The 13542-nt window shown below is 34.0% G+C and carries 16 protein-coding genes; 12 read left to right on the top strand and 4 right to left on the bottom strand.

The genetic code is table 11. From position 1 onward, the window contains the following. Window positions 1-102: 102 nt before the first annotated feature. A complete protein-coding gene (locus ACNO7W_RS13300) occupies window positions 103-1728 on the bottom strand; it encodes a S8 family peptidase (RefSeq protein WP_417938503.1) in 1626 nt (541 codons plus the stop codon). Between the two features lie 73 nt (window positions 1729-1801). After that, a complete protein-coding gene (locus ACNO7W_RS13295; protein ID WP_417938502.1) occupies window positions 1802-2662 on the bottom strand; it encodes an MBL fold metallo-hydrolase in 861 nt (286 codons plus the stop codon). A 165-nt stretch (window positions 2663-2827) separates the two neighbouring features. Between ACNO7W_RS13295 and ACNO7W_RS13290 the strand changes: the two genes are divergently transcribed. The 6 genes from ACNO7W_RS13290 to sufD all read left to right on the top strand — a co-directional run bounded on the left by ACNO7W_RS13290 (window position 2828) and on the right by sufD (window position 7266). After that, window positions 2828-3157, top strand: a complete 330-nt coding sequence (locus tag ACNO7W_RS13290; protein WP_039108447.1) for a HesB/IscA family protein — start codon at window positions 2828-2830, stop codon at window positions 3155-3157. 18 nt (window positions 3158-3175) lie between these two features. Then, window positions 3176-4624: a Fe-S cluster assembly protein SufB gene (sufB, locus tag ACNO7W_RS13285; RefSeq protein WP_417938501.1), complete on the top strand. Its 1449-nt coding sequence runs from the start codon at window positions 3176-3178 to the stop codon at window positions 4622-4624. 19 nt (window positions 4625-4643) lie between these two features. Next, entirely contained in the window at window positions 4644-4841 is a 198-nt protein-coding gene (locus tag ACNO7W_RS13280) for a DUF2683 family protein (protein ID WP_417938500.1), read from the top strand. Continuing rightward, window positions 4832-5104 carry a Txe/YoeB family addiction module toxin gene (locus ACNO7W_RS13275; protein WP_417938499.1) on the top strand — a complete coding sequence of 91 codons (273 nt, stop codon included), beginning with the start codon at window positions 4832-4834 and terminating at the stop codon, window positions 5102-5104. The genes ACNO7W_RS13280 and ACNO7W_RS13275 overlap by 10 nt, the downstream gene beginning before the upstream one ends. Before the next feature lie 12 nt (window positions 5105-5116). After that, entirely contained in the window at window positions 5117-5869 is a 753-nt protein-coding gene (gene sufC, locus ACNO7W_RS13270) for a Fe-S cluster assembly ATPase SufC (RefSeq protein WP_417938498.1), read from the top strand. A gap of 80 nt (window positions 5870-5949) precedes the next feature. After that, on the top strand, window positions 5950-7266 hold the full coding sequence (sufD, locus tag ACNO7W_RS13265; RefSeq protein WP_417938497.1) for a Fe-S cluster assembly protein SufD: 1317 nt from the start codon (window positions 5950-5952) through the stop codon (window positions 7264-7266). 256 nt (window positions 7267-7522) lie between these two features. Here the strand turns inward: sufD and ACNO7W_RS13260 are convergent, their stop codons facing one another. After that, window positions 7523-8071 (bottom strand): hypothetical protein, encoded by a 549-nt coding sequence (locus ACNO7W_RS13260; protein ID WP_417938496.1) that lies wholly within the window; start codon window positions 8069-8071, stop codon window positions 7523-7525. A 36-nt stretch (window positions 8072-8107) separates the two neighbouring features. After that, window positions 8108-9469: a serine hydrolase domain-containing protein gene (locus ACNO7W_RS13255; RefSeq protein ID WP_417938495.1), complete on the bottom strand. Its 1362-nt coding sequence runs from the start codon at window positions 9467-9469 to the stop codon at window positions 8108-8110. Window positions 9470-9723: 254 nt separating this feature from the next. Here ACNO7W_RS13255 and ACNO7W_RS13250 point away from each other — a divergent pair, with 254 nt between their 5' ends. The 6 genes from ACNO7W_RS13250 (at window position 9724) to ACNO7W_RS13225 (ending at window position 13519) form a co-directional block, all read left to right on the top strand. Next, window positions 9724-10938 carry an aminotransferase class V-fold PLP-dependent enzyme gene (locus tag ACNO7W_RS13250; protein ID WP_417938494.1) on the top strand — a complete coding sequence of 405 codons (1215 nt, stop codon included), beginning with the start codon at window positions 9724-9726 and terminating at the stop codon, window positions 10936-10938. Between the two features lie 142 nt (window positions 10939-11080). After that, window positions 11081-11515, top strand: coding sequence for a hypothetical protein (locus ACNO7W_RS13245; RefSeq protein ID WP_143386923.1), 435 nt, complete (start codon window positions 11081-11083; stop codon window positions 11513-11515). A gap of 23 nt (window positions 11516-11538) precedes the next feature. Further along, a complete protein-coding gene (locus ACNO7W_RS13240) occupies window positions 11539-11958 on the top strand; it encodes a SufE family protein (RefSeq protein ID WP_143386922.1) in 420 nt (139 codons plus the stop codon). Window positions 11959-12112: 154 nt separating this feature from the next. Then, window positions 12113-12526, top strand: a complete 414-nt coding sequence (locus tag ACNO7W_RS13235; RefSeq protein ID WP_417938493.1) for a GxxExxY protein — start codon at window positions 12113-12115, stop codon at window positions 12524-12526. 69 nt (window positions 12527-12595) lie between these two features. Then, a complete protein-coding gene (locus ACNO7W_RS13230) occupies window positions 12596-12919 on the top strand; it encodes an SUF system Fe-S cluster assembly protein (RefSeq protein ID WP_143386920.1) in 324 nt (107 codons plus the stop codon). 87 nt (window positions 12920-13006) lie between these two features. Beyond that, window positions 13007-13519: a DUF2480 family protein gene (locus tag ACNO7W_RS13225; RefSeq protein WP_417938492.1), complete on the top strand. Its 513-nt coding sequence runs from the start codon at window positions 13007-13009 to the stop codon at window positions 13517-13519. Window positions 13520-13542 lie beyond the last annotated feature (23 nt).

Raw genomic sequence — 13542 nt, 5'->3', positions numbered from 1 at the left:
TGGTCGAAAGTAAAAGAATGAATATCAGAGGAGTTCTTAATATGGGTTAAAATATAAATGGAAGGACAAATTGCCCTTCCATTTATAAATAAATTGGAACTATTATTTTTTAGACATTTTCTCAGCCATCAGTAATGCATTATAAGCATTCACTATTTTTCCTGATTTAGATAAGGTAGCAAAAGAACGTATGTCATTAGGTTTTCCACCAACAACAACATCTGTTGTAATCGCCACTCCTGAATCCATCAAAATATGTTTTACCTGTTGCGCAGATAATTTTGGATAATGCGAACGTATTAGTGCGGCAACTCCGGCAGCGTTTGGTGCCGCCATGGATGTTCCTTGCAAATATTTATAAGAATCATTTGGCGTAGTGGCATAAATTTTCACTCCTGGAGCAAAAACGTCAACATTGATTTTTCCAATATTAGAAAATCGTGCCACCACTTTGTTTCCGTATTCAAAATTTAATGCCCCAATTGTAATTACATTATCAGCAAATTCAGTTATTTTATCCTCAGAATCATTTGGAAAATTATCCGCAAAGTCAATGTCTTTAGCATCATTTCCGGCTGCATGAACAATCAACACATCCTTTTTTTCTGCATATTTGATAGCATCATAAACCCATTGTTTTTGAGGAGAAAAGCTTTTTCCAAAACTTCCGTTAATTACTTTAGCGCCATTGTCAACTGCATAACGAATACCAAGAGCGATATCTTTGTCATATTCATCTCCGTCTGGCACGGCACGAACGGTTAAAATCTCAACATTGTTTGCCACTCCGTCACCACCCATTGTGTTGTTTCTAGTTTGAGCAACAATTCCGGCAACGTGGGTTCCATGAAGAATACTATTCTTGTCCGGACCCATAACATTATTGTTTCCGTATTTTGTATCTGTAATATCTTCTGGATTATCACCCAAAACTTTTCTGTAGTCAGTTTTTAGATTTTCTCCATTTAAGACTGTATTAAAACCATTAAGTTGTTTTTGAACAGCAACTTTCAGGTCTGCTATAGGAATCCCAAAAGAAAACATTTGTTCCATAGCGGCCTTACTTTTTTGCATTTCCGGTTCTTGTGAAACAATTGCTTTTACCTCTTCAATCGTATAAACCGATTTTCCAAAATGTCTCACTAGAGTTACATCACTCTCATTTAGGGCTATTAACATTTGTTCCGAACGCGTTTTCCCAGCTGTTGCATCAGCTGTTTTTTTATCACTTATGGCTTTAGCATCTTGATACGTTTTTTCGTCTACGAGGTTTTTATTTTTAATAATTCGCTCATATTCATAATTTTCTTTGGTGATATCTCCTAAGAAATTCCAACCGTGAATATCATCGATATATCCGTTTTTATCATCATCAATTCCATTTCCGGCGATTTCTTTTTTATTGGTCCAAACCACCGATTTTAAATCTTCATGTTCGATATCCACTCCAGAATCTACAATCCCAACAATTACAGTTACTCCTTTTTTACCTTTCAATAATTCGGAATAGGCTTTATCAACACTCATTCCCGGAATAGTATCTTTTACTATATCTAAATGACTCCAGCGTTTTAAATCACTTTCGTTTATTGGTGCATTTTTTTTAATGTTTAATGGTGCGCTTACGGCAACTAACGTCGAAGTATTTGAAACTTGTTTTGAAGCGCCACATCCTGCTAAAGCTAAAATGGCAAAAGCAGAAATGTAAATGGGTTTAATGCTATTCATGTGTACGTTTTTTAAAAGTTACAAAATTGGCCTAAAGTATATCTTTTTGTTACAAAAATAAACAGCATTAACACTATATTAGGATTTGGTCACAAGTAAATCGTTCCTTCAATCGAACTCCTTTTTCCGTTTTTTCAACAGTTATAATTTCGTTATGGGCATCGTGTTCCAAAAACAAATAGTAATTATTATCCGCCGCAGCATTCATAAATTTTGCTTTTTCGTCTAATGTTAAAAGTGGTCTGGTATCATAGCCCATTACATAAGGAATTGGAATATGTCCGGCTGTTGCCAATAAATCGGCACAAAAGACAATCGTTTTATCCTGATATTGAATATGCGGAATCATTTGCTTTTCGGTATGGCCGTCGGCAAAGAAAATACCAAAACCCAGTTCCGATTTTTCAAGGAAATCACCTTCCGGTCTTTGGATAAAATTGAGCTGGCCACTTTCCTGCATCGGCAAAATATTCTCTGACAAAAAAGAGGGTTTTTCTCTTAAATTAGGTTTTGTTGCCCATTCCCAATGCTTATCATTACTCCAGAATTTAGCATTTTTAAACGCCGGTTCGTAACCCGTTTTGTCTTTGTTCCACTGCACACTTCCCCCGCAGTGATCAAAATGCAAATGCGTCATAAAAACATCCGTAATATCATCGCGATGAAAGCCAAATTTGGCTAAGGATTTATCCATGGAATGCGTTCCCCAAAGCGAATAATACCCAAAAAATTTCCCCGATTGTTTGTTTCCCATTCCGGTATCAATCAGAATCAATTGGTTGTCATCTTCAATCAATAAACAACGAGCAGCAATATCAATTAAGTTGTTTTCATCGGCTGGATTGGTTCTATTCCAAATGGTTTTTGGCACCACGCCAAACATCGCACCACCATCCAATTTAAAATTGCCTGTTTCTATAGGATATAATTTCATTTTTTTCTTTTTTGAGAGGAACCAAAGTTAAGGAATTCAATTGCTATTACTCATTCCAAATAACTTTTTTCTATTTTGGCATTGGCTATAAAAATGGCATCGATTATGGAAAAAGCTTTTTATATAGTATCTTTGTGCTTAATTTAGACAAAATCAATATAAGCTATGATAAAAGTTTCTGACACTGCAAGAAAAAAAATCATCGATCTAATGAAAGATGATGGTTTTGATGCTGCAATCGACTACGTAAGAGTTGGTGTAAAAAGCGGCGGATGTTCTGGATTGTCTTATGATTTAAAATTTGATAAAACAAAAAGCGAAGACGATAAAATTTTTGTAGACAACGATATCACTATCGCTGTAGAAAAAAAATCTTTTCTGTACTTAGCCGGAACAATATTAGAATTTTCGGGAGGAATAAATGGTAAAGGATTTGTTTTCAATAACCCAAATGCCAATAGAACTTGTGGATGTGGAGAATCATTTTCTCTGTAAAACATTAAATAAAAAAATATGTCAAAATATACCGAAGACGACTTAAAAATCGAACTCGAAAACAAAGAATACGAATACGGATTTTATACCGAATTAGAATCAGAAACGTTTCCTATTGGTTTAAATGAAGATATCGTTAGGGCTATTTCACACAAAAAAGGAGAACCTCAATGGATGACTGATTGGCGTCTTGAGGCTTTTCGTGCTTGGGAGCAAATGACAGAGCCAGAATGGGCTAATGTACATTATACTAAACCTGATTTTCAGGCCATTTCCTATTATTCAGCTCCAAAAGCAGTAGATCCTAATAAAACATTGGACGATGTAGATCCTGAACTTTTAGAAATGTATAAAAAGTTAGGTATCTCTGTTGATGAGCAAAAGATGATGAATAATGTAGCTATGGATATCGTAGTTGATTCGGTTTCAGTAGCGACTACTTTCAAGAAAACATTAGGGGAGAAAGGAATTATCTTTATGAGTATTTCCGAAGCCATCAAAGAGCATCCAGAATTAGTTCGTAAATATTTAGGAACGGTTGTGCCACAAAAAGATAATTTTTATGCTGCCCTAAATTCGGCAGTTTTCTCTGATGGTTCTTTCTGTTATATTCCAAAAGGCGTTCGTTGTCCAATGGAACTTTCTACTTATTTTAGAATCAATCAGGCTGGAACAGGACAATTCGAGCGAACATTATTAGTTGCTGACGAAGGTAGTTATGTTTCTTACTTAGAAGGTTGTACCGCTCCAAGTCGTGATGAGAATCAATTGCACGCTGCAGTAGTAGAATTAATTGCATTAGACGATTCCGAAATAAAATATTCTACCGTTCAAAACTGGTATCCTGGAAATAAAGAAGGAAAAGGCGGAGTTTTCAATTTTGTAACCAAAAGAGGATTGTGTGAGAAAAACGCAAAAATTTCTTGGACACAAGTAGAAACTGGTTCAGCTATAACTTGGAAATATCCTTCTGTTATTTTAAAAGGAGATAATTCAGTAGGCGAATTTTATTCGATTGCTGTAACCAATAATTTCCAACAAGCCGATACAGGAACAAAAATGATCCATTTAGGTAAAAACACTAAATCGACCATTATTTCTAAAGGAATTTCTGCAGGAAAATCACAAAACAGTTACCGCGGTTTAGTACAAATTAGCGCTAGAGCTGATAATGCCAGAAACTTTTCACAATGTGATTCCTTATTAATGGGGAACAATTGTGGAGCACATACCTTCCCTTATATAGAAAGTAAAAATCCATCGGCAAAAATCGAACATGAGGCTACGACAAGTAAAATTGGCGAAGACCAAGTTTTCTATTGCAACCAACGTGGAATTCCAACCGAAAAAGCTATTGCCTTAATCGTAAACGGTTTCAGTAAAGATGTATTGAATAAGTTACCAATGGAATTTGCAGTAGAAGCACAAAAATTATTGGAAATTTCTCTTGAGGGATCTGTAGGATAACCTTTAAATCTAAATAGTTATGGATATTGTTTTAAAAAATGTAAAGAAAAAAGATTTTCCAGTGTTAAAATCATTGGCAAAATCGCTTGGATTTGAAATTATTGAAAAAATTGAAAAGCCATATAACCCCGAGTTTGTGAAAGAAATTTTGGAGGCAGAACAAAGTATAAAAGAGGGGAAAGGAATTAAAATTAAATTAGAAGATTTGTGGAAGTAATTTATTCTGAAAAAGCTCAAAAAGACAGAGAATATTGGATAAAATCAGGTAATAAAGCAATTATGAATAAAATTTCTGCTTTAATCGAAGACATTCAACTACATCCTTTTGAAGGAATCGGAAAACCGGAACAATTAAAATACCAACTTTCCGGAAAATGGTCAAGAAGAATAAATCAAGAACATCGCATCATATATAAAGTTACAGAAGAAAATACAATTGAAATATTAGACATTTTATCATTAAAAGGTCATTACGAATAAACAAAGAAACAGATGTTAAGTATAAAAAATTTACACGCCTCCATTGGGGACAAAGAAATATTAAAAGGAATCAACCTTGAAGTAAAAGCGGGAGAAATTCACGCGATTATGGGGCCAAACGGTGCCGGAAAAAGTACACTTGCTTCCATCATTGCAGGAAACGAAAACTACGAAGTAACCGAAGGTGAAATCACTTTAGATGGTGAAGACCTTTCTGAATTGGCTCCAGAAGAAAGAGCACATAAAGGCGTGTTCTTGTCATTTCAATATCCAGTTGAAATTCCGGGAGTTTCGGTAACCAACTTCATGAGAACAGCTATCAACGAAACTCGTAAAGCAAACGGTCAGGAAGAAATGCCAGCCAACCAAATGCTAAAAATGATTCGTGAGAAATCAGAGTTATTGGAAATCGACAGAAAATTTCTTTCTCGTTCTCTAAACGAAGGATTTTCTGGCGGTGAGAAAAAACGTAACGAAATTTTCCAAATGGCGATGCTGGAACCAAAATTGGCTATTCTTGATGAAACCGATTCTGGACTTGATATTGATGCGTTACGAATTGTTGCCAATGGTGTTAACAAACTAAAAAGCGACAAAAACGCTATCATCGTTATCACGCACTACCAAAGACTATTAGATTATATCGTTCCTGATTTTGTTCATGTTCTTTACAACGGAAAAATTGTAAAATCTGGTGGGGCAGCATTAGCGCACGAACTGGAAGAAAAAGGATACGACTGGATTAAACAAGAACAAGAAGCATAAATTTTGTTTAAAGTTTAAAGTTTAAAGTTGCCACGAGATAACTTTAAACTTTTAAACCTTAAACTTTAAACAATAAAATAATGGAATTAAAAGAAAAATTACTATCGTCTTTTATGGCTTTCGAAGAGCGCATCGATGTTCAATCTGAACTTCATGATGTGAGAACTTCGGCCATAAAAAACTTTGAAAATAAAGGTTTCCCAACCAAAAAAGACGAAGCTTGGAAATATACTTCGCTAAGTGCCATCTTAAAAAATGACTTTACCGTATTTCCTAAACAAGACAATGCAGTTGAATTTAACCAAGTAAAAAAATACTTTTTACACGAAATAGACACTTATAAAGTGGTGTTTATTGATGGCGTTTTCAGTTCGCATTTATCGTCAACAACACACGACGGAATTGATGTTTGTTTGATGTCATCGGCATTGACAAAACCAAAATACAAAATGATTATTGATACTTACTTTAATCAAATTGCCAGCAAGGACGAAAGTTTAACTTCTTTGAATACGGCTTTCGCCAATGAAGGAGCGTATATCCACATTCCAAAAAGTAAAGTGGCAGATAAACCTATTGAGATTATGTATTTCTCAACAGGAAATGAAGCGGCTCTTTTGGTTCAACCAAGAAACTTGGTGATTGTTGGTGAAAATTCACATGTTCAAATTATTGAGCGCCATCAAAGTTTAAACGAGAATCCCGTGTTGACGAATTCCGTTACCGAGATTTTTGCCCAAAAACGCGCTATCGTTGATTATTACAAAATTCAAAACGATACGCTTGAAGCAAATCTAATTGACAACACCTACGTTTCTCAACAAAAAGAAAGCCACGTTTCAGTACATACTTTTTCTTTTGGAGGAAACTTAACGAGAAACAACTTGAATTTTTATCACTTTGGTGAACGATTGACAAGTACATTGAATGGAATAACAATTATTGGCGAAAAGCAACACGTAGATCATTATACTTTGGTGAAGCACTCGACTCCAAATTGCGAAAGTTTTCAGGATTATAAAGGAATCTATTCCGATCGTTCTACAGGCGTTTTCAACGGAAAAGTATATGTGGAGAAAGAAGCTCAAAAAACGAATGCATTCCAAAAAAGCAATAACATTTTATTGAGCGACAAAGCGACTATAAATGCAAAACCACAATTGGAAATTTTTGCTGATGACGTAAAATGTTCTCACGGATGTACTGTTGGACAGTTAGACGAAACAGCAATGTTCTACATGCAACAACGCGGAATTCCTAAAAAAGAAGCCAAAGCATTATTGATGTATGCGTTCTCGAATGCTGTTATCGAAAACATCAAAATACCGGAACTCAAAAAACGAATTACCACAATTATCGCCAATAAATTGGGCGTAAAATTGGGATTTGATTTGTAATATTATTAATTTTAATTTTAAAAACCCGACAGACTTTAGAAATCTGTCGGGTTTTTATATAAAAAAAAACCACTCGAAAGAGTAGTTTTTATTTTTTTATTAAGAGCTTCCCAGATTTTTGTCCTGTCTTTCGACTTCCCAGAGTATTATCCTGCTCTTTATTTAAAGCAAAGTTAAGGCAACTTTGTAATTTAATTTAACGAAAACAATACTTTTTTATTATGTGAAATAGGATTTGTATATAAAAAATCTATTTTCAATAAATATATTCATCAACAAGAATATGTTTTCCTCTCACATTAAAAATTAATTTTACCCTATCTAATTCAAAAACTATACCATATTGACCATCGGATAATGTAAAGTTCTCTTTTCTTAAAGCAGTAACTACAGTAACTTCATATACATTGAGTTCAATAAAGTTATATTCAACAATAATATTTAAGATTTCGTCGTCATCAAAAACTTGTTTTAAAACTATTCTTAAAGGTCTAGTCTTTTTTGGTGGAAAATTAACAAAAAGAAATTTTTCGTTTTTGAAATTAAAGAATTTCAACATTTTAAACGACTTGCTTATGACGTTTTCAACAGTTTCTATATCAATTCCTTCTCTTTTCCCAAAATCATCCCCATGTTGGTTTCTTATAGAATAATGTTTATCAATCCAAAACTCTGTTATTATGTTGTCAGAGATATGCTTAATTTTTTTAGCATTTTTGGAACATGCATTTTCAATATAGGCATCCTCGTCGATAATGGCTTGAGAAATTTCTTTTTTAATTCGAGGTCTTTTGTTTTCAGACATATAATAAGTAATAATTTGACAAAAATAAGAATTTAATTAATATGTAAGAATTTTTTTATTCAAACACCCCACAATCCCATTCAACATTCCATTAAAATCAAATTCAGGTTCTTCGGTCAAACCCATTCGGACGATTACTAGATCCAATGACGGGATAATCGCAACCATCTGTCCTTGATACCCGCTACAGTAATACATATCTCTAGGAACATCTTTGTATCTTCCTCCCGCATTGAGCCAAAAGTGTCCGCCGTATCTTCCGTTTGACGTATTTGTGGGAGTTGTTGTGTATTTTATCCAACTTTCGTCCAAAATTTGATTTCCGTTCCAATTGCCTTTGTGCAAATACAACAACCCAAATTTTGACCAATCTCTAGTCGTTGCCCAACCGTAAGAAGAGCCTACATAATTCCCCACCATATCGGTTTCTACAATCATGGAGTTCATTCCTATTTTATCAATCAATGCCGAATACCAAAAATCTAAGTATTCCTTATATGTTTTGAACTGCTTCCGCAAAATCCCAGAAAGTAAATTCGTCGTTCCCGAAGAATAATTCCAATGGGTATTCGGTTTGAATGCGGCAGGTTTCTCCAGTTGTACGCGTGACATATCTTCGGCCTGAAAAAGCATTTTGGTCGCATCGCAAATTTTATCGTATTTCTCTTCCCATTCCAAACCGGAATTCATGTGAAGCAAATCGTTTGTGGTGATGATTTTGCGCTCGTCATTTTGCCATTCCACAATGGGAGCCGGTTTGTAAATATCGTATTTTCCTTGTTTTTGAAGGATTCCAAATAACGCGCTCGTGATACTTTTAGTCATGGACCATCCCAATAATTTACTGTTTTTATCGAAACCCCGATCATATTTTTCGGCTATGATTTTGCCTTTATAAATTACTAAAACAGAACGGGTTCTTTTTTTGATTTCGCCTTTTGCATCAAAAGCATTGGCGACAGCCGCATTTAATTTAGTATAATCAACATTGCTAAAAACAGTGTCTTTGGGTTCGTTATTGCCATACGGAAAAGGCAAATTATTGTTCAATTTTATTCTTTTGGGAACTTCATATCGTTTTGAAACATCAAAATCATCGTTGATCAAAGTCGCTCCCAAACCTTCACGGTAAATCGCTTTTCGCTCTTTCAAACCATAAACCGAAGCGGCTGCATATTTTCCGACAGCTTCAATTTTATTGTTGGCCAAATCAATCATATCGATATCATTGTCGCCTTTCTCAATCATTTCCTGAGAACGATTATCAATAAAATGTCCCGAAGCGATACTTTTGGCTGAAAAGCCAGAAATTAAATCCAGTTTTGGATAGGTCGTGAATCCAAAATAAAAGATTCCGATAAAAGACGCAAAACCAACAAACTTGAAGAGTTTTTTCATAGTAGCTAATTGTAAAACAATGCAATATAATTATTTTTTTAGTCACAAATTCAAGAATTCTATTTTAATGAAACACCGAAATTAACAGAAGTAAATTGGTTAATTCATGGCTAAAACAATTTAGTTTTTATTACTTTTGTATTTAGAAAAATTCTAAATAAAGAAACGCAAATTAGAATTTTGATTATTTTAAAAGATTGTCATTATTGGCGTTCTATCTGACCAATAAAAAACAATAAAAACAAGCAGATTAAATGTTAGATATCAATAAAATTAGAGCCGACTTCCCTATTCTTTCCCAGAAAGTAAACGGAAAACCATTGGTTTATTTTGACAACGGAGCTACTTCGCAAAAACCACAGGTTGTGATAGATGCGATTTCAAAATATTATCAGGAAATTAATGCCAATATTCATCGCGGCGTGCATACGTTGAGTCAGCTAGCAACCGATGCCTATGAAGCTTCCCGTGGTAAAATTCAAAATCATATCAATGCCAAATTTGCCCATGAAGTACTTTTTACTTCGGGAACAACACACGGAATTAATTTGGTTACCAATGGTTTTGCTTCGATTTTAAAACCGGGTGATGAAGTTTTAGTTTCAGCATTGGAACACCACAGCAATATTGTGCCTTGGCAAATGTTATGTGAGAAAACAGGAGCGACTTTGCGCGTAATTCCAATGAATGCCGATGGCGAATTGATGATGTCAGAATATGATAAATTACTTTCGAATAAAACTAAAGTTGTAACCGTAAACCATATTTCGAATGCATTAGGAACTGTCAATCCAATTAAATACATGATTGACAAAGCACATGAAGTTGGAGCAGCGATTTTGATTGATGGAGCACAAGCCGTTCCGCATTTGAAACCCGATGTTCAAGATTTGGATTGTGATTTTTATGCTTTTTCAGGACATAAAATGTGTGGTCCAACAGGAACTGGAATTTTATACGGAAAAGAAGCTTGGTTGAATAAATTACCGCCGTATCAAGGTGGAGGTGAAATGATTAAGGAAGTGACTTTCGAAAAAACGACTTATGCTGATTTACCCCATAAATTTGAAGCCGGAACCCCAAATATTGCCGGAGGAATTGTTCTGGGAACTGCAGTTGATTATTTGAATGAAGTTGGCTTTGAAAACATTCAACAACAAGAAAAAGAATTACTGGAGCATGCAACGCAACGCTTACTGGAAATTGAAGGTTTGAAGATTTTTGGAACATCGGCAGCAAAAACTTCTGTAGTTTCGTTTAATATTGAAGGAATTCATCCGTATGATATTGGTACGATAATTGACAAATTAGGAATAGCCGTAAGAACGGGTCACCATTGTGCACAACCGATTATGAATTTCTTTTGTATTCCAGGAACGATAAGAGCTTCATTTGCTTTTTATAATACCAAAGAAGAAATTGACGTTATGGTTGAAGCTATTAAAAAAGCACAACTCATGTTGTCTTAAAAATTTTAAATCATGAAATCGCCATGATTCGAAATCACAATTGAAAATCATCGAACACAGCTAATAATAAAAGTGCTGTGAGATAAACAATAACGAAGAATGGCGATACCATGTTCCTATAAAAAACAAATATTATCTACACATGAAAATACTATCTTTATTGTTCCTGACTATTTTTCTTGGAAAAGGTTGTGACAGTGCCAAAGCACAAGAAATTAGCAATGCTGTAATTGAATATGAAGCCAATACCAGAGGTTTTTATCAAAAAATAACAGTGAAAAATCAGATGGTCACTGTTTCAAAAGATAGAAGCGGAAACGACAAACCGGTACCAACAAAAATAGCTGATGCCGACTGGAAAGAACTAGTAGAATGTTTTAAAACAGTAGAATTGGATAGTTTGGCAAGATTAAAAGCGCCTACTGAAAAACGTTTTTATGACGGTGCCGCCATCGCCAATCTGAAAATCACCTACAAAGACAAAGCCTATGAAACGACTAGTTTTGATCATGGTTTCCCACCGAAACAAATTAAGAAATTCGTAAATAAAATAACTTCATTTGCTAAAAAAGAATAATACTGAAATAAATTCAGCATACTATGAAAATTAAAGACATACAAGAAGAAATCGTTGATGAGTTTTCTATGTTTGACGACTGGATGGAACGTTATGAATACATCATCGAATTAGGGAAAAATCTTCCTTTGATAAAAGAAGAATTCAAAACAGAAAACAATCTGATTAAAGGTTGCCAATCAAAAGTTTGGTTGCAGGGAGAGAAAAAAGACGATAAAATTGTTTTCACTGCCGACAGCGATGCCATTTTAACCAAAGGGATTATTGCGATATTAATCCGCACTTTTTCGAATCAAAAAGCCTCCGATATTCTGGAAGCCGACATGAGTTTTATTGACGAAATAGGTTTAAAAGAGCATTTATCCCCTACTCGTGCCAATGGATTGGTATCCATGATAAAAAATATAAAAATGTATGCTTTGGCATTCAACACGAAGAATTGATTCTAAACCATTTAGATTTTTTAAACATATAAGTAATTTAAGGTCATTTAAGTTAGTGCTTTAAATTTTCATTGTACCATAGAAATCGTCTGAAGGTTTTTAATATCATAATGTTAAATAAAATCACATTGCTTTAAAAAAAAATTAGTTATATATGGTTACAAAAAAATACTTGAAAGATTTAGTTTACCGAGTTAATGGAGCTGCAATAGAAGTGCATAAACATTTAGGATCTGGTCTTTTAGAAAGTATTTATCATAAATGTATGATTAAGGAATTATCTTTGAGAGGAATTAATTTTCAATCTGAATTAACAATTCCAATTGAATACAAAGGTTTAGAATTAGAATCTGATTTAAGATGTGATTTATTTATTGAAAAATGTTTGGTATTAGAACTTAAAGCCTCTGACAAGGTTTTACCAATTCACGTTGCAAAATTAATGTCTTATATGAATCTTTTGGAATCACCAATTGGATTAATGATAAATTATAATGTTGTAAATATTTACAATGAAGGACAAAAAACCTACGTTAACGAATTATACAGAAGATTAGAGGAAGAATAAAAAACCTTTAATGAACTTATTTTCCTTATATGGTTTAAAAAAATAATAAAAAATAAATTGTTAAAAAACATGGAACAACAAATAGACACTGCCGAATTAGGAGAATCAATCGTAAAAATATTAAAGACTATTTACGATCCGGAGATTCCTGTAGATATTTACGAATTAGGATTGATTTATGACGTAATGGTAAACACAGATTACGAAGTAAAAATCCTGATGACGCTTACCTCACCAAACTGTCCAGTTGCAGAAAGTTTACCAAGAGAAGTGGAAGAAAAAGTAAAATCAATCGACAATGTAAAAGATGCTGAAGTAGAAATTACTTTCGATCCGCCTTGGAGTAAAGATTTAATGAGCGAAGAAGCAAAATTAGAATTGGGAATGCTTTAGCAAAAAGTGTTCAGTGTTCAGTTTTTTAGTGGTCAGTTACTAACTGAATACTAAAAAACCGAACACTGAACACTGAATATTTAAAAAATGGAAGAAATAATAAATAAAGTTGCGAATAGCGTTTTGGAAGTCTTCGATCTCGAAGATTATTATCCAAAAGGGATTCGTACGCAAATAGATATTTCGCAATGGCTTTTAGAAGGATTTTTATTGAAAGAAAAAGACTTCAGAGAGCAGCTGAAAAATCACGATTGGTCACAATATCAAGATCAGTATGTAGCTATTAATTGCAGTACTGATGCGATTGTTCCTGCTTGGGCATCTATTTTAGTCGCCATTCAATTAGCACCATTTGCAAAGAAAATCATCAACGGAACTTTGGAAGATTTAGACGCTTCTCTTTATGAAGAATTGTTGTCTAAAATTGATTATTCCGTTTATAAAAATAAGCCCATTATTATTAAAGGATGCTCCAGAAAACCGGTTCCAATGCGGGCTTATGTTTTGGCAGCACACTATTTACAACCTTTTGCACGAAGTATTATGTATGGCGAAGCGTGTTCTGCCGTTCCATTGTACAAAGCGAATAAAAAAGAGTAGTGTATTACGTTTATTTTATACTT

This window comes from Flavobacterium sp. ZB4R12, assembly GCF_048276375.1.
GTDB classification, from domain to species: Bacteria; Bacteroidota; Bacteroidia; order Flavobacteriales; family Flavobacteriaceae; genus Flavobacterium; species Flavobacterium gawalongense.
The sequence above is the reverse complement of the archived record's forward strand: the minus strand, read 5'-3'. Positions and strand labels throughout refer to the sequence as shown.